Annotated in this window: 20 protein-coding genes and 1 pseudogene; 7 read left to right on the top strand and 14 right to left on the bottom strand. The window is 71.3% G+C overall.

Annotation, left to right across the window (positions count from 1 at the left end; translation table 11 throughout):
• Nucleotides 1-21: 21 nt before the first annotated feature.
• Nucleotides 22-750: an ESX secretion-associated protein EspG gene (locus VGR06_RS30605; RefSeq protein ID WP_327562637.1), complete on the bottom strand. Its 729-nt coding sequence runs from the start codon at nt 748-750 to the stop codon at nt 22-24.
• Nucleotides 751-1,002: 252 nt separating this feature from the next.
• On the opposite strand from VGR06_RS30605, the gene VGR06_RS30600 reads away from it, so the two are divergent.
• A complete protein-coding gene (locus tag VGR06_RS30600; protein ID WP_327562636.1) occupies nt 1,003-3,654 on the top strand; it encodes an ATP-binding protein in 2,652 nt (883 codons plus the stop codon).
• A gap of 60 nt (nt 3,655-3,714) precedes the next feature.
• On the opposite strand, the gene VGR06_RS30595 is transcribed toward VGR06_RS30600, so the two are convergent.
• A complete protein-coding gene (locus tag VGR06_RS30595; protein WP_327562635.1) occupies nt 3,715-3,849 on the bottom strand; it encodes a hypothetical protein in 135 nt (44 codons plus the stop codon).
• A 186-nt stretch (nt 3,850-4,035) separates the two neighbouring features.
• On the opposite strand from VGR06_RS30595, the gene VGR06_RS30590 reads away from it, so the two are divergent.
• On the top strand, nt 4,036-4,809 hold the full coding sequence (locus VGR06_RS30590; protein ID WP_327562634.1) for a hypothetical protein: 774 nt from the start codon (nt 4,036-4,038) through the stop codon (nt 4,807-4,809).
• An 88-nt stretch (nt 4,810-4,897) separates the two neighbouring features.
• Here VGR06_RS30590 and VGR06_RS30585 read toward each other — a convergent pair whose 3' ends face one another.
• Nucleotides 4,898-6,046 (bottom strand): cytochrome P450, encoded by a 1,149-nt coding sequence (locus tag VGR06_RS30585; protein WP_327562633.1) that lies wholly within the window; start codon nt 6,044-6,046, stop codon nt 4,898-4,900.
• Nucleotides 6,047-6,094: 48 nt separating this feature from the next.
• Here VGR06_RS30585 and kynU point away from each other — a divergent pair, with 48 nt between their 5' ends.
• The gene (gene kynU, locus VGR06_RS30580; RefSeq protein WP_327562632.1) at nt 6,095-7,327 is read left to right on the top strand and encodes a kynureninase; all 1,233 of its coding nucleotides are present in this window, start codon (nt 6,095-6,097) and stop codon (nt 7,325-7,327) included.
• Between the two features lie 68 nt (nt 7,328-7,395).
• On the opposite strand, the gene VGR06_RS30575 is transcribed toward kynU, so the two are convergent.
• The 4 genes from VGR06_RS30575 to VGR06_RS30560 form a co-directional block, all read right to left on the bottom strand.
• Nucleotides 7,396-8,172, bottom strand: a complete 777-nt coding sequence (locus tag VGR06_RS30575; protein WP_327562631.1) for an ABC transporter permease — start codon at nt 8,170-8,172, stop codon at nt 7,396-7,398.
• Complete coding sequence (locus tag VGR06_RS30570) at nt 8,169-9,185, bottom strand: ATP-binding cassette domain-containing protein (protein ID WP_327562630.1); 1,017 nt, start codon at nt 9,183-9,185, stop codon at nt 8,169-8,171. The genes VGR06_RS30575 and VGR06_RS30570 overlap by 4 nt, the downstream gene beginning before the upstream one ends.
• Before the next feature lie 222 nt (nt 9,186-9,407).
• Nucleotides 9,408-10,070, bottom strand: coding sequence for a PadR family transcriptional regulator (locus VGR06_RS30565; protein WP_327562629.1), 663 nt, complete (start codon nt 10,068-10,070; stop codon nt 9,408-9,410).
• A gap of 39 nt (nt 10,071-10,109) precedes the next feature.
• Entirely contained in the window at nt 10,110-11,147 is a 1,038-nt protein-coding gene (locus VGR06_RS30560) for an MBL fold metallo-hydrolase (protein WP_327562628.1), read from the bottom strand.
• Between the two features lie 128 nt (nt 11,148-11,275).
• Here VGR06_RS30560 and VGR06_RS30555 point away from each other — a divergent pair, with 128 nt between their 5' ends.
• Nucleotides 11,276-13,381, top strand: coding sequence for a DUF6351 family protein (locus VGR06_RS30555; protein WP_327562627.1), 2,106 nt, complete (start codon nt 11,276-11,278; stop codon nt 13,379-13,381).
• 49 nt (nt 13,382-13,430) lie between these two features.
• On the opposite strand, the gene arsM is transcribed toward VGR06_RS30555, so the two are convergent.
• Nucleotides 13,431-14,165, bottom strand: coding sequence for an arsenite methyltransferase (arsM, locus tag VGR06_RS30550; protein ID WP_327562626.1), 735 nt, complete (start codon nt 14,163-14,165; stop codon nt 13,431-13,433).
• Between the two features lie 84 nt (nt 14,166-14,249).
• On the opposite strand from arsM, the gene VGR06_RS30545 reads away from it, so the two are divergent.
• Together VGR06_RS30545 and VGR06_RS30540 are read left to right on the top strand one after the other, a co-directional pair.
• A complete protein-coding gene (locus VGR06_RS30545) occupies nt 14,250-15,092 on the top strand; it encodes a metalloregulator ArsR/SmtB family transcription factor (protein ID WP_327562625.1) in 843 nt (280 codons plus the stop codon).
• A gap of 10 nt (nt 15,093-15,102) precedes the next feature.
• Complete coding sequence (locus VGR06_RS30540) at nt 15,103-15,624, top strand: hypothetical protein (protein WP_327562624.1); 522 nt, start codon at nt 15,103-15,105, stop codon at nt 15,622-15,624.
• A gap of 4 nt (nt 15,625-15,628) precedes the next feature.
• On the opposite strand, the gene VGR06_RS30535 is transcribed toward VGR06_RS30540, so the two are convergent.
• The 4 genes from VGR06_RS30535 to VGR06_RS30520 form a co-directional block, all read right to left on the bottom strand.
• Nucleotides 15,629-16,093 carry a DUF6328 family protein gene (locus VGR06_RS30535; protein ID WP_327562623.1) on the bottom strand — a complete coding sequence of 155 codons (465 nt, stop codon included), beginning with the start codon at nt 16,091-16,093 and terminating at the stop codon, nt 15,629-15,631.
• Nucleotides 16,094-16,183: 90 nt separating this feature from the next.
• On the bottom strand, nt 16,184-17,080 hold the full coding sequence (locus VGR06_RS30530) for an SMP-30/gluconolactonase/LRE family protein (RefSeq protein WP_327562622.1): 897 nt from the start codon (nt 17,078-17,080) through the stop codon (nt 16,184-16,186).
• Complete coding sequence (locus VGR06_RS30525; protein ID WP_327562621.1) at nt 17,073-17,729, bottom strand: class I SAM-dependent methyltransferase; 657 nt, start codon at nt 17,727-17,729, stop codon at nt 17,073-17,075. Before VGR06_RS30525 ends, VGR06_RS30530 begins: the two co-directional genes overlap by 8 nt.
• Nucleotides 17,730-17,788: 59 nt before the next feature.
• On the bottom strand, nt 17,789-18,082 hold the full coding sequence (locus VGR06_RS30520; RefSeq protein ID WP_327562620.1) for an iron-sulfur cluster biosynthesis protein: 294 nt from the start codon (nt 18,080-18,082) through the stop codon (nt 17,789-17,791).
• 156 nt (nt 18,083-18,238) lie between these two features.
• Here VGR06_RS30520 and VGR06_RS30515 point away from each other — a divergent pair, with 156 nt between their 5' ends.
• On the top strand, nt 18,239-19,066 hold the full coding sequence (locus VGR06_RS30515) for an SMP-30/gluconolactonase/LRE family protein (RefSeq protein WP_327562619.1): 828 nt from the start codon (nt 18,239-18,241) through the stop codon (nt 19,064-19,066).
• A gap of 2 nt (nt 19,067-19,068) precedes the next feature.
• On the opposite strand, the gene VGR06_RS30510 is transcribed toward VGR06_RS30515, so the two are convergent.
• Both VGR06_RS30510 and VGR06_RS30505 read right to left on the bottom strand, forming a co-directional pair.
• Complete coding sequence (locus VGR06_RS30510) at nt 19,069-20,649, bottom strand: carboxylesterase/lipase family protein (RefSeq protein ID WP_327562618.1); 1,581 nt, start codon at nt 20,647-20,649, stop codon at nt 19,069-19,071.
• A 48-nt stretch (nt 20,650-20,697) separates the two neighbouring features.
• Nucleotides 20,698-20,901, bottom strand: a pseudogene (locus tag VGR06_RS30505) (hypothetical protein); the annotation flags it as partial.

Genomic DNA, 20,901 nt, shown 5'->3' with positions numbered 1-20,901 from the left:
ATGTGCCACCCTTTTCTCCGCTCAGCGCGGGCTGGTAATCATTTCCCGCAGCTTTCCGGCAATCACGCGCCGGTCGGCGGGAAGAAGCGTCATCCACACGGTCCGGTCGGCGCCGCGTCTGGTGATGGTGAGAAATCGCCCGCCCGCGGTGTCCGCGTAGCAGACCGGGAACTCCGCCCGCTGCCGGCCGCCGAGCCGGTCCCGCACGGCCAGGTAGAACTCCCCGGCCCCGCTGCGGGCGGCGGAGAGCAGCCGCGCCACGTAGGCCACCCGTGGGTTCGCGTCCGCGCACGCGTCGCCGATCGGCACGGACACCGCGGCACCGCGCACCGGCGAGTACTCCGGCAGCAGGTCCCCGATCGTGTCGGCCACCCGGCCCTGCGTGCACGGCAGCAGCGCCACCTTGGTGCACGCCATGTGCGCGACCACCGCCCGGGTGCCGGTGACCACCCCGAGCACACTGGCCCGATCGTCGCCCACGGTGTACCAGCCGTACAGCTCCCGGCTGGCCCGGTTCAGCAACCCGATCGTGGCGAGCAGGTCGGTGTCCACACCGGCGCGGCCGGCCAGGCCCGCCGCGCGCAGCTCGGCCATCGCGGTCTCGACGTGCTCGGCGCGCTCCGTGCCGGTGCCGCCGGGCGAGCCGCAGGGCAGGGCCGGGTGGTGGGTGCCGCCCACGACCGACTCCCACAGCACGTCGTAGGCGAGCGCGGAGATCGTCACCGGCGATCTCAGCAGCGCGGCCGTCACGCCTGGCTCCATTCGTCACCCGCGGCTTTCGCGACAACCTCAGAAAAGCCGGGAAGTGACCTGGAGAAACCGCCAAAATCCGGGGTCACCGGGAATGGCCCAGCGCTGTTGTTACCGGTGGGTTCGGGGGTACGCATACGTCAGCTCCTCCACACGTCGTAAGGTGCGTGCCGCAACTCTGGGACAGACCGCTCTGGGACGAGGGACGGTCTGGAAAGACCTGGAATCGCCTGGATCAAGGGGATCAGGCCCGTGTCCGAGCAGAGGGACGGCAACACCGCGCACGCTGCTGGAGACCTGGCGGCCGAGTTACGCCGGCTGCTTCGGCTGGCCGAAAGCAGGTCCGGCGCCCCGGTGAAGGTGAACGCGCTGGCCAAGAAGCTGCACGTGTCGCCGAGCAGTCTCTATGCCTATCTGGACGGATCCACACTGCCGTCGCATACGGTTCTCGATCAGCTTTTATTTGAGTTGCAGGTGACCGACGAGGAGCGTCGCCAGGTGGCGGCCCGGCACGAGGCGGTGGAGGACGCCCGGCGGACCCGGCGCAAGCGCGGCACCGCCCGGTCCACCCCGGCGGCGGCGCCGGTGGTCTCGCCGTTCCAGCTGCCGCCGGACGTGCGCGGGTTCACCGGCCGGTGCGAGCAGCTCGCCGCGCTGGACGCGCTGCTGGCCGACCGGGAGGAGTCGACGGCGGCGGCGGTCGCGGTGGTGTGCGGCACGCCCGGGGTGGGCAAGACGGCGTTGGTGGTGCACTGGGCGCACAAGGTGCGCGGGCAGTTCCCGGACGGGCTGTTGTATGTGGACCTGCGCGGCTTCGATCCGCAGCAGCCGCTGGATCCGGCGGAGGTGCTGGGCTCGTTCCTGCGGGCGCTGAGCGTGGCCGGCGACACGATCCCGCGGGATCTGGCCGAGCGGGCGACGCTGTTCCGGTCCCAGCTGGACCGCCGCCGGATTCTGGTCATTCTCGACAACGCGGCGTCCGAGGAGCAGGTGCGGCACCTGCTGCCGAACAGCTCGTCCTGCCTGACCGTGGTCACCAGCCGCAACAACCTCACCGGCCTGGTGGCCCGGGAGGGTGCGCTGCGGATCCCGGTGGGCAGCCTGCCGCTGCGCGACGCGGTGGTGCTGCTGCGCGCGCTGCTCGGGGCCGAGCGGGTGGACGCCGACCGGCAGGGCGCGGCGGCACTGGCCGAGCGCTGCGCCCGCTTACCTTTGGCGATCCGGATCGGCGCGGACCTGGCGTTCACCCGCCGCCGCGCGCAGCTGACCGAGCTCGCCGCCGAGCTGCACCGCTACCACCTGGACCTGTTCAACGCCGGCGGTGACGAGCGGACCGCGATCCGCACCGTGTTCTCCTGGTCCTACCTGCACCTGCGGGACGACCGGGCGCGGGCGTTCCGGTTGCTGGGCCTGCATCCCGGTCACGACGTGGACGGCCACGCCTGCGCGGCGATCTTCGGAGTTGATCTGGGGGAGGCGGCGCTGCGCCTCGACGACCTGGTCCGGGCGAACCTGCTGGAGGAGGCCGGGCACCGCCGCTACCGGATGCACGACCTGCTGCGGGCCTACGCGCGGGAGCAGATCACCGACCGGGAGGAGCTCACCGAAGGCCTGCGCCGGATGTTCGACCACTATATGTGCGTCGCCGCCGCCGCGATGGACATCCTGGCCCCGTACGACCGATACCACCGGCTGACCTCCGAGGAGTACGAGGAGCCGGACACCCCGCTGCCGCTGCTGTCCGACGCCGAGGCCGCGCTGGAGTGGCTGGACGCCGAGCGGCACAACCTGCTCACCCTGGCCGAGTTCGCCGCGCAGCACGGCGCGACCAACCGCGTGGTGCAGCTGTCCGGGTTGCTGGCCCGGTATCTGGACACCCGCGGCTACTACGCCGACGCGATGGCGCTGCACACGCTGGCCCTCGGGGTCGCCCAGAGCTCCGGCAACCCGTTGCTGGAAGGCCTGGAGCGGTACCGGATCGGCACCGTCCACATGAGACTCGGGCATCACGTCAAGGCGCACGAGAACCTGCTGCGGGCGCTGACCGTGGCCCAGCAGACCGGAGACCGGGTGCTGGAGAGCCGCACGCTGAACTTCCTCGGCCTGGTTTCCTTACGACTCGGCGACAACCACGGCGCGCTCGCCCATCTCATGGACGCGCTGCCGATCGCGGCCGAGACCGGAAACCGCTATCTGGAAGGACACGTGCTGGCCAACACCGGGTTCGTGCACCGCCAGCTCGGGCACGACGAAGAGGCCATCACCGCGCACCGCCGCGCGCTCGTCGTCGCCCGGCAGGTCGACCGCGAGCTGGAGGCGCACGTGCTCAACAGCCTCGGCCTGTGCCACCAGCGGCTCGGCGAGCCGGCCGAGGCGCTGTCCTGCCACCGCCGCGCCCTGGCCATCGCCACCGGCTCCGGCAACCGCGGCCTGGAGGCGGACACGCTGAAGAGCATCGGCAACGTGCAGCTGTCGATGAGCCGCTGCGAGGACGCCCTGGAGTACCTCAGCCGCGCGCTGACCATCGCCATCGGCATCGGCCAGCGCGACATCGAGGGCTACGCCCGGCGCGCGCTCGGCCAGCTGCACGCCCGCTCCAGGCGGCCCAGCGAGGCGATGACCCACCTGGACAAGGCGGTCCGCATCGCCCGGGACACCGGCAACCGCGACCTCGAGGTGGAGGCGCTCAACGGGTGCGGTGAGGCCCTGTCCGACACCCGCCCCCAGCTCGCCGCCGACCACCACGAGCTCGCCCTGGAGATCGCCCAGCAGGCCGGAAACCCTTGGCAGCAAGCCTGCTCACACGACGGCGCCGCGCACGCCTACGACCTGTCCGGCCGCCCCGACGAAGCCCACGAGCACCGGTCCCGGGCGAAGGCCATCTATTCCGTGCTCGGGCGCTAGACCGGGCATCCCGGTCGGCCGGGCGTGCGTGTGTGGTGTGTGAAGAATGATCCGAGGCGGCTAGGACACCGGCGCACCGCCACCGATCGGCACGTCGTCCACCCCGGCCAACCCGGTGCTGCCGGCCGGATACCAGGTGAGTGTCGCGGCGGCAACGAAGATCAATGCAAGAATCGGGCGTAGTATGCGGCGCATCGTGACCTCCAGTCTGCGCAATAGGCGTCACGCAGACCACCACGGATCGTCCCGGAACAGGTAGGGACTTCCCTGCTGTTGTGCCGAACGAGCGACGCGTTCGGCGGCTCGAATGGCAGGCCCGGGGGGACGGAGGGGCACGAGATGAGCGACGCTGACGCGCCGGCCACGATCCAGGAGCTACGAATGCGTATGCGGCAGCTCCATAAAGAATGCGGCGCGCCGACCGGAGCGGCCATGCGCAACGCGATCAAGGAATTCGCTGCGCCGAGGTTGGCGCCGGCGAGCCTATCGGAGTTCTTCTCGAACAAACGCCCTAATGCGCTGCCGAAGCAGGATTTCCTGAGAGGTTTCGCGGCCGCCTGCCTGCTGTACCGGGGCGAGTCCCCACAGCGGGTCACGGCGGAGCTACTCAGGTGGGACACCTGGTGGGCACAGCTGGTGCTGGCCTCCGGCACGCCGCCGGTCACGATCACGCCACGGGTTCCGGCCGCTACTCCGAATGGCGCCGACAATCGCGCCGGCCGGAGCCGGCCAATCCTGTTCGTCGCCGGACTGGTGGCCGGCCTCGCCCTCGGCGCCGGCACGGTCGTGGCCATTCCCGCGCTGTTTCGAGCCCACGACACACGACCCTCGCAGCTGCGCGCGGAGGTCGGACGGCCACCAACCCGACCGACGTCCAACGACCACTGCCCGATGTTGGAGGCAAACCTCGATAACGGCCGGGGCCAGCCGGCCGGTAGCATCTGGTATCGCGAATGTGTAGATTACCTGGACGTCGTTGTAGCCGACAATCTGACCGACGGGTATTGCATTTACTCGGTCATTCACTGGTCGACTGGCCAATCCGCGACCACATCGACGACATGCCCCGGCGGCCACCTCAGCCACGCCGAGGTCCGCAAGCCCACCCCCGACTTCACCCTCGAGCTCGTCGCCGACCGCACCGGCGAGCGCTAGGGCGTTTCACAGAGTGGTGGGGAGGTGGCTCTGGGCGGCAGCTTGATCTTTGCGCGGCTGGGCGGTGCAGTCCGCCACAAGCGCACCGCTAACCCCAGCGCACGTGCAGGGCCGGTGGCTTGCGGAACACCAGGCCGTGCGGTGCGTGCGGGTGGGCGGGGTCGAGCCGCAGGCCCGGGAGCCGGTCCAGGAGCAGCCGGACCGCGATCGCCGTCTCCGCCCGGGCGAGTTGCGCGCCGAGGCAGAAGTGCGGTCCCTGCGCGAACGCCAGGTTCGACCGCGCGTTGGCCCGCCGGACGTCGAACCGGTCCGGGTCGGGGAACACGGCGGGATCCCGGTTCGCCCCGGTGATCGACACCCGTACCAGGTCCTCCCGCCGAACCTCCGCCGCTCCCAGCGTCACGTCCGCCGTGGCGTACCGGTCGACCACGGCCGCCGCCGGCTCCAGCCGCACCGACTCCTCGACCGCGTTCGCCAGCAACCCGGGATCGGTCGTGATGCCGGCCTCGGGGTGGAGCAGCAGGTGCCGCACCGCGTTCACGATCATGCCCTCGGTCGTGTCGATCCCGCCGAACATCAGCACCGCGGCGTTCGACACCACCTCCGAACGCCCCAGGCCCCGTGCCGCCTCCCCCAGCACCGGCCCGTGCCCCACCGCGATCGTGTGCTCGACGCTGGCCCGCAGCGCGCCGAACGCGCCGGCCGCCTCGGCGGGAGCCGACCGCCCGGCCGTCACCTCCGACACCGCGTGCACGATCGCGGCATACCAGGAGAGCACCATGGCCGGCTCCACCCCGACGAGCCCGAGCGCCTCCGCCACCACCGCCACCGCGAGCGGCCCGGCCACCTCGGACCGCAGCTCCACCGCCCCCGCCGGCCGGATCGCCGAGATCAGCCGCTCGGCCTCGCGCTCCACGAAGCCGGCGAACCGGTCCCGCACCTGCCCCGGCCGGAACGGGGGCACGAACGGCTCCCGGTGCCGGGCATGCGCCGCGCCGTCGAGCGAGAGCATGCTCGGCCCGATCACCTGGGCCGTCGAGAACCGCGGATCGTCGACGGTGAACGTGGCCGGATCCCGCAGCACCCGCAGCGCCAGGTCATAGCCGGTGACCAGCCAACCGCCGAGCACGGGCAGCCAGGAGACCGGCTCGGCCGCGCGCAGCCGGGCCAGCAGCGCATGCGGGTCGGCGGCCAGCTCATCGAGCGTTGCGGACTCGCCCACCGGGTAATGGCTCACTACCAACGAGGCTAGCGGGGGCGCGGGCTCGGGTGGTCGGATGCGAAGGTGACCGCGCTGACCGCACCGCTCACCCTGGACCAGGCCCGCGAGTTGGACCGCGACGACGAGCTGGCGGAGTTCCGCGACCGGTTCGTACCGATCGAGGACCCGGGCGTCGTCGCGTACCTCGACGGCAACTCGCTCGGCCGGCCACCGCGATCCACAGTGGACATTGTGCGGGAGCTCGTTACCGCGCAATGGGGTTCGCGCATGATCAGATCCTGGGAGGAGGGCTGGCTGGAGCTGCCGGAGCAGGTCGGTGACCGGCTGGGCGCGGCCTGCCTGGGCGCGGCGCCCGGCCAGGTGGTCGTCGCCGACTCGACCAGCCTGTGCCTGCACAAGGCGTTGCGGGCGGCGCGCGCGCTTCGGCCGGACCGCACCGAGATCGTCACCGACGCACTCAACTTCCCCACCGACCGGTACGTGGTGGAGGCCGTGGCCGAGGACCTCGGGCTGACCGTGCGGTGGGTGGACACCGACCTGGCGGGTGGGATCACCGCCGAGGCGCTGGCCGGCGCGCTGACCCCGAACACCGCGGTGGTGACGCTCTCGCACGTGGCCTACCGGTCGGCGTACCTCGCCGACATGGCGGCCCTCAACGAATTGGTACACGCGGCCGGGGCGCTGGTCGTCTGGGACCTCTGCCACAGCGCCGGCGTCGTCCCCGTGCACCTCGACCGGACCGGGACCGACTTCGCCGTCGGCTGCACCTACAAGTTCCTCAACGCCGGCCCCGGCGCGCCCGCGTTCCTCTACGTCAACACCCGGCACCAGAACGGGTTCAGCGCACCGCTGCGGGGCTGGATGGGCACCGCGGAGATCTTCGACATGGACGCCGGTTTCCGCCCGGCGCAAGGGATCCGCCGCGCCCTGTCCGGCACCCCGAACATCCTCGGGGTGGCCTGCGTCGGCGCCGGGGTGGACATGATCGCCGAAGCCGGCATCGACCGGGTCCGCGCCAAGTCGATGGCGCTGACCCGGATGACCATCGACCTCGCCGACGCCTGGCTGGCACCGCTCGGTTTCACCCTCGCCTCGCCGCGTGCCGAAGAGCGCCGGGGCGGGCACCTGACGCTCGCCCACCCCGACGCCCAGAACCTGACCAGACGGCTCATCGACCGCGGGATCCTGCTCGACTTCCGCCCGCCACAAGGAATCCGGCTCGGCATGTCCCCACTGTCCACAAGCTACGAGGAGGTGTGGACCGCACTCGACCGCATGCGTGTACTGGCCAGGTGAAGTGCGATGAATGCGTCTTTCCTCTCACTGGGCGCGAGGAACGACGCATTCATCGCATTCCGCACCGGCTACAGCGACCGCTGGTAGGTGCGGAACGCCCGGGTGGCGAGCCAACCCGCGGCCAGCGCCACGACCAGCAGGCCGCCGAGCCGCCACAGCACGGCCGACCAGTTCGGGTCCGCGGACAGCGCCTCCCGGCTGGCCACCACGGTCCAGTCCACCGGGTTGTAGGTGGCGACGTGCTGCATCCAGCCCGGCATCACGTCGCGGGCCATCATCGCCGAGGACAGGAACGACAGCGGCAGGGTCAGCATGGTGGAGAACCCGATCAGCGACTCGCGGGTCCGCACCAGCAGCGCCATCCCGTTGGACAGCGACGCGAACGCGGCGCACAGCAGCACCGCGGCCACCAGCATGACCAGCACGCCGAGCACCCCGCCGGAGAACCGCGCCCCGGCGACCAGCCCCACGACGACCACGACCAGGGCCTGAACGACGATCGTGACGCCCTGGGTCACCATCGACGACGCCATCATGGCGCCGCGGCTCACCGGCGAGGACAGCATCCGGTCCATCACCCCGCGGTCCATGTCCTCGATGAACGCCATCCCCGCCCAGCCGCTGGAGAACAGCACGGTCATCACGACCACGCCGGGCGTCAGGAAGTCGATGTAGGTGCCGCCGGTGAAGCCCGGGATCTCCACCACCCGTTTGAACAGCTGCCCGAAGAGCAGCAGCCAGAACATCGGCTGGATCAGCATGATCACCACGAACGCGGGCTGCCGGCCGATCGCGCGCAGGCCCTTGGCGGTGAGGTGTTGCGTGTGGACAGCAAGCGTGGTCATCGGGGCTCTCCGTTCCCGGCCGCGGCAAAGGTCCGGCCGGTGTGTCGCAGGTAGACGTCGTCGAGGGAGGGGCGGGCAACGGTGATCGAGAGCGCGGTCAGACCGGACGCCTCCAGCGCGGCGAGCACCGCGGGCACCGCGCTCGCGCCGTGGTCGACCCGGGCCCGCACGGTGCGCCCGGCCACGGTGATCTCCCGGGTGCCGTCCAGCCGGTCGATGGCCGCCCGCGCCGCGGCCACGTCCGCGGTCGGCGCGAGCTCCGCCACTACGGCGTCCCCGCGCAGCTCGCTCTTGAGCTGCTCCGGCGTGCCCTCCGCGACCAGCGCCCCACGGTCCACAATGGCCAGCCGGTCGGCGAGTTGGTCGGCCTCCTCCAGGTAATGCGTGGTCAGGAGGATCGTCAGCCGCTCGTGCCGGGCCAGCCGGGAGATCTCCGCCCACATGTCCGCCCGGGCCTGCGGGTCGAGCCCGGTGGTCGGCTCGTCCAGGAACAGCACCCGGGGCTCGTGCACCAGGCCCATGGCGACGTCGAGCTTGCGCTGCATGCCGCCGGAGTACGTCTTCACCAACCGGTTCGCCGCCTCGGTCAGCCCGAACCGGGCCAGCAGTTCGCCCGTGCGTTCCTTCACCGAACGGCCGCGCATGCCGTGGATCCGCCCGGCCAGCAACAGGTTCTCCCGCCCGGTGGACATCGGGTCGGTGCTGGCCCGCTGGGTGACGACGCCGATGGCCCGGCGAACGGCGTCCGGGCGGCGCAGCACGTCGACGCCGGCCACGGTCGCGGTGCCGGACGTCGGGCGGCTGAGCGTGGTCAGGATCTTGATCGTGGTCGACTTGCCGGCGCCGTTCGGGCCGAGCAGCCCGAAGATCGTGCCGGGGGCGACGGTGAAGCTCAACCCGGTGAGCGCGGTGACCTCACCGTAGGTCTTCACCAGCTCGTGCGCCGCGATGGCCGGCTCGGTGGTGATCTCCGGTGTGGGGACCGGCGTCGACCGTCCCGTTTGGACATTCATGTCGAAGGACCTCTCCGTGTGGTGCAGATCGGTCCTCGAGCGCGCCGGTTATCCTGAAGATGCGCCTGGGTTCCGCTCGCCGAGAGCCGACCTGGGATTCGAGTCGCCGGTCGGGTGTTGCCGCACCCGGCCGGCGGTTTTCATTTGTGCTCGGATTCAGATATCCGAACTCGAGTATGTCGTGGCGTCACGTTGACGTCAACCCTGATGTCACCATGATGCTCAGTCGACCTTGCGCAGCTTCCCGGGCGCCTGCTGGGCCCACGCCCAGTCGGTCTCGCTCGGCAGCTCGCCGGTCTCGTGCGCCCTCCGCCAGACGTCCACGCCGTCCAGCGTGCCGTCGTTGATCTGCCCGATCAGCCGGTCGACGAAGCGCAGCTCCGCCTCGCGCAGCGTCATCGCGTAGTCCGACTCGATTCCGAACAGGTACGGCATGCCCCGGTTGGCCATCTCCGCCAGCATCGCCCGGGTGCCGACGATCTCGGCCTCCAGCCGCATCCGCCGGGTGGACAGCAACCGGGCCACCTGGTCCGGCGGCAGCACCGGCATCAGCGACAGCGCGGCCTCGAACTGGGTGAACTCCTTGACCGGCGCGGCGAACAGCTCGCTGAGCCAGTCCACCAGCTCGGTCCGGCCGGACTCGGTGATCGCGTAGACGGTGCGCTCGGGCCGCTTGCCCTCCCGGACCGTCTCGTGCACCTCGATGAGGTTGTGCCGCTGCAACGAGTCCACCACCGAGTACAGCGAGCCGTAGTTGAGCTTGATGCTCTCTTCCTTGGCCCGCTCGCGCATCGTGCTGGACATCTCGTACGGGTGCATCGGCCGCTCGATCAGCAGCGCCAGCACGGCGAGCGCGAGCGGGTTGGAGATCTTCCGCTTCGCCACCAGACCTCCTCGAACCTTGAATACTCGACTCAGAGTACCCTAGTTCGAGTAACTATGCACCCCGTCGTTCTCCGCGCAGCTCAACTCGCCCTGCAGCACCAGAACGTCCAGGTGGGCACCGGTCTCGATGACCGCGAGCATCTGGTTGAACAGGTCCAGCTCGGCCAGCGTGCGCTCCCGGCGGGTCCAGCGCAGCGCGCTGGCCACGTCGTGCGCGGTAACCGCGCCCCGCTCCACCTCGCGGTGCACGGCGGCCAGCCGCTCCTCGTGGTGGGCCAGCAGCTCGTCCACCCGCCGGTGCACGCTCGGCGTGGCCGGGCCGTGCGCCGGCAGCAGCAGCGTGTCCGGCAGGTCGCGCACCAGTCGCAACGACTCGAGATAGTTGCGCAGCGGCGTCTTCGCCACCGCCGCCTCGAACCCGACGGACGGGGTGATGTGCGGCAGCACGTGATCGCCGGAGAACAGCAGCCCGGCCGGCGCGTCCCGGAGCACCACGTGCCCCTGGGTGTGCCCGGGCGTGGCGAACACGTCCAGCGCCCGGTCCCGCAGCGACACCTGGTCGCCGTGATCCAGCCAGCGGTCCGGCCGCCCCCACGGCGTCGGGTCGTCGCGGAACGCCTCCCGCGCCCACCCCTCGATCCGCCGCGCCAGCTCGTCCGCCCCGTACATCCGCAGCTGCCGGTACTGGTCATCGTGCGAATCGATGTCACGGCTGATCAGCCGCTCGATGCTGGGCTGCTCGCCCCGGCCCAGGCTGACCCGCGAGCCGAACGTCTCGCGCAGCGCCATCGCCTGGGTGTAGTGGTCGCCGTGCGCGTGGGTGACCGCGATGTGCGTGACGTCGCCCAGGTCGTGGCCGAGCTGGCGCAGGCCCGCGGCCAGCGTCTTCTCGGTCTGCTCGAGCGCCCAGCCGGAGTCGATCAGCAGCAGCCCACCGGGATCCTCGACGGCGTAGACGTTCACGGCCTTGAGGCCGTCGGTCGGCAGCGGCAGCGGGATCCGGTGCACGCCGGGCGCGACCGGGTAGGCGCCGGGCTCGGTCCAGTCGTCCGGCTGTTCGGGTAGGGCTGCGGTCACGGCTCACGCTCCAGTGCGCCGATTTTTGAATCAGGAATAGAAATTGTGCAGAATGCAGTGTAATCCGCGGCCGTCGTTGGGCCGGCGCACTCGTGACACACGACACGCCGGTGCCCTACGTTCGAGCAATGCAGCGTTGCATCGCGGCTCTCGCCGTTTTCGTGGTGACCTTCGGACTTCTCAGCACGGGCCGGGCGAGCGCGAACCCGCCCGGGCTACTGAGCATCGAGGTGCTGTCCAACCGGGCCGACCTGATCTCCGGCGGCGACGCGCTGGTCCGGGTGTCGGTACCGCGGCACGTCGACGGCGTTCGGATCGACGTGGACGGCCGCGACGTGACGGCGGCGTTCCACCCGGAGCCGGACGGCAACCTGGTCGGCTTGGTGGAGAACCTCGCGGTGGGCGAGAACAAGGTGACCGCGCGGCCGCGGCACGGGGCCGGAGCCCGCCTGATGATCACCAACCACCCGATCGGCGGGCCGCTGTTCGCCGGCCCGCAGGTGCAGCCCTGGGTCTGCGGGACCGAGCGGGCCGGGCTCGGGCCGGCTCTTGACGCACAGTGCAACGCGCCCACCCGGTTCAGCTTTGCCTACAAGAACGCGCAGACCGGCCAGTTCGCCGCCTACGACCCGGCCGCGCCGCCGCCCGCCGCGCAGATCGCGTCCACCACAACGGATCGCGGCGTCACCGTGCCCTACCTCGTGCGGCTCGAGCGCGGCACCGCCGACCGCGGCATCTACGACATCGCCGTGCTGCTCCAACCCGGTGAGGCCACGCCGCGCGCCTGGAACCACAAGCTGGTCGTGCCGTTCGGCGGGGGCGCGGCCCCGCACCACACCCAGGACCTGCCGCTGGCGATCCTCGACGACAGCGTGCTCTCCCGCGGGTTCATGATCGCCACGTCCGGGCTCAACGTGCAGGGCCAGAACGCGAACGGCACGGTGTCCGCCGAGGCCGTGCTGATGGCCAAGGAGCACATCGTCGAGCGGTACGGCGCGATCCGCTACACGATCGGCGTCGGCTGCTCCGGCGGCGCCATCCAGCAGCACCTGATCGCGGCCACCTACCCCGGTCTGCTCGACGGCCTGCAGCCCAACTGCAGCTACACCGACGTGGTCAGCACCGGCACCGAGGTCGTCGACTGCCACCTGCTGCTCAACTACTTCACCGCCGTCTCGCCCGCGCTCTGGCCGGACCCGGCGCAGCGCGCGCTGGTCGACGGCCACCACGACGTCACCGACTGCATCGCGTGGAACCTGGCGTTCGCGCCGGTCAACGACCCGACCCGGGCGGCCAACTGCAATCTCCCGGCCAACCTGGTCTACCACCCGGTGACCAACCCGACCGGGGTGCGCTGCACGATCACCGACTACCAGATCGCCATCTGGGGACCGCGCGAGCAGGACGGCTTCGCCCGCCAGCCCGGCGGCAACTTCGGCGTCCAGTACGGACTCGACGCGCTCAACGCCGGGCAGATCACCCCCGCCCAGTTCCTCGACCTGAACGCCAAGATCGGCAGCAAGAACATCGACTGGCAGTTCCAGCCCCAGCGCTCGCTGCCCGACCCCGGCGCCACCCGGATCGCCTACCGCACCGGCCAGGTCACCGACGCCCGGCTGCTCGCCGACGTGCCGATCATCGACCTGCGCGGCTACCACGAGACGCAGGAGATCCACACGTCCTTCCACAGCTACAAGATGCGGGCCAAGCTCGACCGCGACAACGGCACCCACGCCAACCAGATCATCTGGACGTTCCCGCCGTCCCCGTCGATCCTGCCCCCACCCGCGATCGCCCTGCAGTCATTCCTGCTGATGGACTCCTGGCTCGCCGGCATCGAGGCTGACCACAGCGGAAAACCCCGCAGCGCCAAGGTGATCGCGCACAAGCCGGCCGCGGCGGTGGACATGTGCTTCATCGACAACGCACCCGTGACCGACCTGGCCCGCTGCGCCGCCACCTACCCGCCGTTCGCCGACGCCCGGATCGCCGCCGGCAGCCCGCTCACCGACGACGTCCTGCAGTGCCGGCTCAAGCGTCCACAGCGGACGGACTACCGGGTTTCCTTCACCGACGCCGAATGGGCCGCCCTGCAGGCCGCGTTCCCGATCGGCGTCTGCGACTGGAGCAAGCCCGGCATGGCGGTGCGGCCGTCGATCCCGTGGATGACGTTCGCCGACGGTCCGGGCGGCCGGCCGTTGGGCGACCCGCCGCGCTCACACCCGGGCTTCTAGAGTGCGATGAAGGGGGCCTTTCTCACGCCGGGCGTGAGAAAGGCCCCCTTCATCGCTTTTCCTTACGGGCCCGGATGATCGCGGAGTGCATCCCGTCCGCCGCCTCGTGCGTCGGCGCGATCTCGACATCCACGAACCCCGCCGCACTCAGCCCCGCGCGGTACTCCGCGAACGACAGCGCCCCGGCGATGCAGCCGACGTACTCGCCGCGCTCGGCCCGGTCCGCGGGTGTGAGGTGGTCCTCGGCGACCACGTCGGTGATGCCGAGCCGACCGCCCGGCCGCAGCACCCGGAACGTCTCGGCGAACACCGCGGGCTTGTCCACCGACAGGTTGATCACGCAGTTGGAGATCACCACGTCCACGCTCGCGTCCGGTAGCGGAATCGCCTCGATGTGGCCCTTGAGAAATTCGACATTGGACACGTCGCGGGCGTTTTCCCGCGCCAGCGCAAGCATCTCGTCGGTCATGTCGAGGCCGTACGCCTTGCCGGTCGGGCCCACCCGGCGGGCCGAGAGCAGCACGTCGATGCCGCCACCCGAGCCGAGGTCCAGCACCGTCTCGCCCGGCCGGAGGTCGGCCACGGCCAGCGGGTTGCCGCAGCCGAGGCTGGCCGTCACCGCGTGCTCGGGCAGTTCGGCCCGCTCGGTGTCGGTGTAGGCGACCGCGCCGAAACCCGGCGGGTCGACGTCGACCGGACCGCCGCAGCATCCGCCGCCGGTGCTGACCGCAGTGGCCGCGGCGGCGTACCGCTCGCGCACCCGTTCCCGGAGCTGATCACTCATCACGCCCGCCTTTCATCGAAGGTCGTCAATGTAAGGCCGAGGGCCGGGTGGACGCAACCATCGATCATGGTCGATGATGTTCGCATGGAGAGCATGCTCGACCACGACGCCGCGGCGATCTACGCGAGCTGGTTCGCCTGCCTCGCCGACCCGACCCGGGTGCGCGTGCTGCACGCCGTGGCCAGCGCGAACCGCGAGCTGCCTGTGGGTGAGCTGGCCGAGCGGGTGGGCATCAGCCAGCCAACCTGCTCGCACCACGTCAAGAAGCTCGCCGAGGTCGGCTTCGTGCTGCTGCGCAAGGCGGGCACGGCGACCATGGTCACCGTGAACGACGCGTGCTGCGTCGGCCTGCCGCACGCCGCGGACGTGGTGATGGGCGCGCTCGCCGCCCGGCCGTGCTGCCCGGAGGACCTGCCCGCGGGCGTCTCCGTCCGGGCGCTGGCCCGCCGGGACTGGCCGGCCGTGCGGCACATCTACGCCGAGGGCATCGCCACCCGCAACGCCACGTTCGAGACCCGGGTGCCCACCCGGGAGACGCTCGACCGCAAGTGGCTGCCCGGGCACCGCTGGGTCGCCGAGGTCGCCGGCGAGATCGCCGGCTGGGCCGCGATCTCCCCGGTGTCCGCCCGCGCCTGCTACGCCGGCGTCGGCGAGAACTCCCTCTACGTCGGCGAGAGGTTCCGCGGCCGCGGCGTCGGCAAGGCGCTGATCCACCGCCAGGTCACCGCCGCCGACGCCGGCGGCCTCTGGACGCTGCAGTCCGCGATCTTCCCGGAGAACAAGGCCAGCCTCACCCTGCACCGCTCCGCCGGCTTCCGCACGGTCGGCATCCGCGAGCGCATCGCCCAGCTCGACGGCATCTGGCGGGACACCGTGTTCATCGAACGCCGTGCCGATCGCACCACGGCAGACCCCTGCGGCTGCTAGGTTTCGCCCCATGCCCGACATCGAGTACCGGTTCGGCACCGGCCAGGGCGAGCCGCACGTGCACCATTCCCAGGCCAGCGTGGACGTGAACGGCGACGGCACCGCGGACGGCGTCGCGCTGGACTTCGACGGCGACGGCCGGGTCGACGACGTCATGTGGGACTCGGACGGGGACGGCGTCGCCGACACCGCGCTGCTCGACCTGAACGACGACGGGAAGGCCGAGTCGGCGTACAGCGATCCGACCGGGCAGGGCACCTGGAACGCCCACGGCCAGGGCGGCCACACCGCGCAGCCGCAACCGCCGCCGGCCCAGGAAACCCCGGCGGACGAGCCGAAACCCAGCGGCCACGGCCCGTTCGACCCGCACCCCGGCGGCGAGCCGGACAGCAGCTACGAGCCGTACGACGAGGCCGATCACGACTCCGGCGGCCTGCTCGACGAGGACGACGACCTGTTCGACGACCTCGCCGACGAGCAGGACGGCTCCGGCAGCGGCCCCGAGGAGTGGTACGACGACCTGGACCGCTGAGCGGTCAGGGCTCCGGGGCGACGCCGGCCCGGATGCGCAGCGGCAGCAGGAACCACACCAGCCCGAACGCGGCCGCGACCAGCACGGTGATCAGCACCGACGGCCAGCCGCCGAGCACCACGTTGGTCACCAGCAGCACCGTCCCGGTCATCGTCGCGGCCAGGCACCCCAGGCCCGCCACGGACATCCGGTTCGCCACCCTGATGATCACGGGCCGCTGACCGTGCCGGAACAGCAGCCGGTGCCAGGCCACCGGCGTGGTGAACAGCGCGACGGACGCGGCCGCGAACAGCATCGTGACCAGGTGCACGCCGCGCTGGAACCCGCTGGCCCGCGCGTAGACCTCGGTGAACACCACCGCGAGCAGGAAGCCGAACAGGATCTGCACGCCCGCCTGCGCCACCCGCAGCTCCTGCAGCAGCTCGTTGACGTTGCGGTTCAACCGCTCCTGGTCGTCTTCGGGCTTCACACCATCACCTCGCAAGCTCGGTGCTGGAGACCCTGTCGCCTCGTCCCTCGGCGACAGGGCAGTGTTCAACTGGTTCGCTCGCAAGCTCGCTCACGGGTAGCGGACTCCGTTGACGTTGACCCGGATCGCGTACACCGACGTGGTGGCCGTGATGAACAGGTGGTTGCGCTTCGGCCCGCCGAACGTCAGGTTCGACACGATCTGCGGCAGCCGGAGTTTGCCGATCAGCGTGCCGTCCGGGTCGAAGCAGTGCAGCCCGTCGTGCGCGGCGACCCACACCCGGCCCTTGTCGTCCAGTCGCAGCCCGTCGAAGCTGCCCGCGTCGCAGGTGGCGAACTCGTTGCCGCCGCTCAGCTTTCCGCCCTCGGCCACGTCGAACCGGCGGACATGCTTGCGCCGGGTGTCCACAATGTACAGCTGGCTCTCGTCCGCGCTGAACGCCAACCCGTTGGGCCGTTCGAAGTCGCCGGCCACGATGCGCACCTCGCCGGACGGGTCGATCCGGTACACGTGGCAGGCGCCGATCTCGCTGTCCGCCCGGTGGCCCTCGTAGTCGCTGTCGATGCCGTACGACGGGTCGGTGAACCAGATCGAGCCGTCGGAGTGCTCGACCACATCGTTGGGGCTGTTGAACTTCTTGCCGTCGTAGCGGTCGGCCAGCACGGTGATGGAGCCGTCCGGCTCGGTGCGGGTGACCCGCCGGTTGCCGTGCTCGCAGCTGACCAGCCGGCCCCGCCGGTCCACGGCGTGCCCGTTGGCGTAGCCGGCCGGGGAGCGGAAGACGCCGACCGCGCCGGTGGTCTCGTCCCAGCGCAGCATCCGGTCGTTCGGGATGTCGCTGAACAGCAGGTACCGCCCGGCCGGGAAGTAGGCCGGGCCCTCGGTCCAGCGGCACCCGGTGTGCAGCTCCTCGACCAGCGCGTCCCCGTCCACCCGCCGGAACCGCTCGTCCAGCACCTGGAACTCGGCCTTCAACGGCTCACCCATCGGCTCGCTCCGGCCGGTGGAACTCGGCCAGCCAGCGACCCTCGACCTGCTCGATCGAGACGGTGTCCAGGCCGCCGGCCGCGAACGCCTCGACCTCGTCCCGGCGCAACGGCCACGGCGGCCCCTGCCAGGTGGGGTCGGGATCAGGCACGCCCGAGACGATCACCAGCGTCCCGCCCGGTGCCACGAAGTGTCCGACCTGGACGATCGCGCGGCCATGCAGGTCCGGCGGAAGTGCTTGCACGGTAAGGCTTTCCACCACGAGGTCGAACGCCTCCCGCCACTGCGCAGGCGGGTCGAGCAGGTTCGCCGTGCGATAGTCGACGACGGTGTCCGGGAAGCGCTCCCGGCAGGTCCGCACCGCGGTCTCGGCGACATCGAACGCGATCGTGTCGAAGCCGAGCCGCGCCACGTATTCGGCGTCTCCGCCGAGCCCGCAGCCGACCACCAGCGCCCGCCGCCCACGCCCGTCCCGCGGGCGACGCTCCGCCCAGGTCACGAGAATCTGGTGCGGCGAGCCACGGTCCCACGGCACCACCGCATCACCGGCGGCGGCCTCGGTGTACAGCCGCTCGAACCAACCGGTCGGGTCGTCCGCGGCCAGCGACTCCGCCGCCAGCACCCTGGCATGCGCGTCCGGATCGTCCATGTGTCCCCTCCTCCGGCCTGGTGCGCTCGCACGATAGCGCGGCCGGGTGAGGGAACCGGTTATCCGCGTTCCAGCACGGCGAAACTGACCTGGCCGTCGCCGTCCTGCTGGACGTCGAGCACCTTGTCCGACAGGTAGTCGGCGGCCTGCGGCTCGAGGAACACCTGGGCGCCGGCCTCGGCGGTGACGACCTGGTCACCGTCGGCCGGCCCCGGGGCGACCGACAGTGCGAGCGCGGCCTGGGAGTCGTCCATGGTCCGCACGGCGAACCGCAGCCCGCCCTGCTCCTCGACCCCCTCCTGGGCGATGAGGGCGCTGATCGCGCCGGCTGCCGCTTCTGTCACGGCCAGCATCCTGGCTCCTTCCTTCGACGGCCTACCGGTCCCACCGTAGGCGGCCCGGCCGCCCTCCGCAGAAAGCCGGGGTGAGCATGTCGAGAACCACACCTCGGCCTCGACGTCCCCGGCGAGCGGCACCCGACCGGGGTGCCCGACGTTCAGGAGTCAACGATGTTCGAGCTGAACACGCTGGTCAGCGGCATCGCGTTCGGTGAGTCACCGCGGTGGCACGACGGGCGGCTGTGGTTCGCCGACTGGGGTACGCGGGAGATCATCGCCGCCGGCGCGGACGGTGTGACCGAGGTCGTGGTCGGCCCCGAGGCCGCGCCGTGGTGTTTCGACTGGCTGCCGGACGGGCGGATGCTGATCGTCTCGTCCGAGCGGGAACGGCTGCTGCGCCGCGAACCGGACGGCACGATCGTCACCCACGCCGACCTCGGCGGGCTGGATGTCCATCAGTGGAACGACATTGCGGTCGACGGCCGCGGCAACGCCTACGTCGGCAACATCGGTTTCGACTTCCCCGGCGGGGAGTTCGCCCCGGGCATCCTCGCGGTCGTCACCCCGGACGGCACCGCCCGGGTCGCGGCCACCGGCGTGGCGTTCCCCAACGGCATGGCGGTCACCTCCGACGGCGGCGCGCTGATCCTCGCCGAGTCCTACGCCAACCGGCTCACCGCATTCGACATCGCCCCCGACGGCAGCCTGTCCGGGCGCCGGATCTGGGCCGACCTGCCCGGCGGCTACCCCGACGGCATCTGCCTCGACGCGGAAGGCGCGGTCTGGTACGGCGACGTGCCCAACCAGCAGGCCGTCCGCGTCCGCGAAGGCGGCGAGGTCCTCGACACGATCAAACTGGACCGCGGCTGCTTCGCCTGCGCCCTCGGTGGCAACACGCTCTACCTGGTCGCCACCGAGTTCGCCGGCACGGTCACCGGCCCCGACCAACCCCGCACCGGCCAGATCCTCACTGTCCCGGTCCCGGTGTCGGCCGCCTGAAATCAGCCCGCTGAGGCCCACAGGTCACAGTTGTGCTCCGCGGCGAGTTGCCCGTCGGTGATCGTCACCGAACCGCCGCCGGCGCGCAGGGACATGGTCCGACCGGAGCGGTTGACGCTCGGCCAGCCGGCCGGGCCGGCCGATCCGGGCCGGCCATCGCGGACGAAGGCGCCCCAGGCGTCCACCATGTCGGCGGCCAGGCGGCGCTCGGCGGCGTTGAACGTCGGCGCGATCGGGGTGCCGTTGTCGAAGCTCGGCCAGAGGTAGGCGAGCTCGGCGGCGTGCCCGGCGCCCCACACGTAGCCCGGGATGGGTGTCAGGCCCGGACCGGTCCGGTGGCCGAACTCGTAGGCGTAGGTCCGGGTGTACCCGGCGAGCACCCGGGTCAGGTCGCGGTTCGGGCAGCCGCCGATGCTGCCCACCAGGCCGGAGTCGGTGAACACCGCTCCGGCCAGGTACGCCGCGGTGAACTGGTCTGCGCCGGCCGGCCACGGATAACGGGCCAGCACGGCGTCCGCGCGCCCGGCGAACGTGGCGCGGACGAACCCCTCGTACTGCGCCTGGCCCTGCCCGATGAAGCCCTGGGTGAAGGTGCGCCCCTCATCCCGGTTGGCCCCGATCAGCACCGGCACCCGGGCGAACGCACCGGTCCGTACCGCGGCATCCGGGTCGGTTGGCAGCGCCGGCACACCCCGCACGAACACGATCGGCGCACCCGGCGTGGCGTCCACCAGCCGGCCCGCCGGCACCGCCCGCAGGCAGGCGAGCGCCGTGGCCGCGTCGGTGCAGCCGACCGCCTGCGCCACCGAGCCACCGGTCGCCTCGCCCTGCGCCAGGCTCTGGCTCGGGCATGATCCACTCTGGATCACCGCCGCGCCGAGCAACCCCCGCGACCCGGGCGCGGACAGGTGCGCACACACCGACCAGCCGCCGGCCGACTCCCCGCCGACCGTCACCTGCCCGGGATCCCCGCCGAACGCCGCGATGTTGCGGTGCACCCAGCGCAGCGCCGCCTGCTGGTCCAGCAGCCCATAGTTGCCCGACTGCCCCGCCTCCCCGGTCAGCGCCGGATGCGCGAGGAACCCGAACACCCCCAACCGGTAGTTGACCGTGACGACCACGACCCCGGTCCGCCGCACGATCAAGCTGCCGTCGTGCTGGTTCGAGCTGCCGTTCTGCAGCCCGCCCCCATGAATCCAGAAGTACACCGGCAATCTCTGTCCACTATGGACGTTCGCGGGCCGCTGCACGTTCAGGAACAAGCAGTCCTCGGTCTCCGACCGCGGCCCGTTCGTGCTGGCCGCCGCCGGGCACCGGTTCCCGTACACCGCGGCGTCCCGAACCCCCGACCACCGCGCCGCCGGCTCCGGTGCCCGCCACCGCAACTCCCCGACCGGCGGCCGCGCATACGGCACCCCGAGAAAGCTGTCCACCCCACCGGACACGGTCCCCCGCACCGGTCCACTCTCGGTGCGCACCGCCGGCCGCCCAGCCCCCTCGGGGTCAGCCACCGCCGGCCCGACCCCCACCAACCCCATCGCCAGCACCACGGTCAGCAGCCGGCGAACAACCCTGTTCGACATCACAACCCCCGGCAGGTCAGGAGCAATTTGTGGTGCATCACAACATACTCAGCCCGGCTGGTCTTGTCGCACATTCAGCCGTTCACGCTCGGCCCAGCGGTCGGCCCAGGTTTGAAAAGCCGGGTAGGCGGCGAGCAGTTTCCCGCCTTCCGCGGTGAGGCGGTATCCGGTTCCGTCCTGCTCGATGATCCAGGCGGCGCGCAGCTCGGCGAGGCGCTGGTTGAGGACGGAGGAGGACATGCCGTCGCAGCG

It is taken from the genome of Actinophytocola sp., from assembly GCF_036002505.1.
Taxonomy (GTDB): Bacteria; Actinomycetota; Actinomycetes; order Mycobacteriales; family Pseudonocardiaceae; genus DASYTH01.
This window is presented reverse-complemented; position numbering and strand designations above follow the sequence as displayed.

Coding starts and splice junctions, on each gene's coding strand:
- VGR06_RS30595 (WP_327562635.1), bottom strand. CDS start 3,849: ATGCGCCGCATACTACGCCCGATTCTTGCATTGATCTTCGTTGCCGCC.
- VGR06_RS30590 (WP_327562634.1), top strand. CDS start 4,036: ATGCGTATGCGGCAGCTCCATAAAGAATGCGGCGCGCCGACCGGAGCG.
- VGR06_RS30575 (WP_327562631.1), bottom strand. CDS start 8,172: ATGACCACGCTTGCTGTCCACACGCAACACCTCACCGCCAAGGGCCTG.
- VGR06_RS30570 (WP_327562630.1), bottom strand. CDS start 9,185: ATGAATGTCCAAACGGGACGGTCGACGCCGGTCCCCACACCGGAGATC.
- VGR06_RS30555 (WP_327562627.1), top strand. CDS start 11,276: ATGCAGCGTTGCATCGCGGCTCTCGCCGTTTTCGTGGTGACCTTCGGA.
- arsM (WP_327562626.1), bottom strand. CDS start 14,165: ATGAGTGATCAGCTCCGGGAACGGGTGCGCGAGCGGTACGCCGCCGCG.
- VGR06_RS30545 (WP_327562625.1), top strand. CDS start 14,250: ATGGAGAGCATGCTCGACCACGACGCCGCGGCGATCTACGCGAGCTGG.
- VGR06_RS30540 (WP_327562624.1), top strand. CDS start 15,103: ATGCCCGACATCGAGTACCGGTTCGGCACCGGCCAGGGCGAGCCGCAC.
- VGR06_RS30530 (WP_327562622.1), bottom strand. CDS start 17,080: ATGGGTGAGCCGTTGAAGGCCGAGTTCCAGGTGCTGGACGAGCGGTTC.
- VGR06_RS30525 (WP_327562621.1), bottom strand. CDS start 17,729: ATGGACGATCCGGACGCGCATGCCAGGGTGCTGGCGGCGGAGTCGCTG.
- VGR06_RS30520 (WP_327562620.1), bottom strand. CDS start 18,082: ATGCTGGCCGTGACAGAAGCGGCAGCCGGCGCGATCAGCGCCCTCATC.
- VGR06_RS30515 (WP_327562619.1), top strand. CDS start 18,239: ATGTTCGAGCTGAACACGCTGGTCAGCGGCATCGCGTTCGGTGAGTCA.
- VGR06_RS30510 (WP_327562618.1), bottom strand. CDS start 20,649: ATGTCGAACAGGGTTGTTCGCCGGCTGCTGACCGTGGTGCTGGCGATG.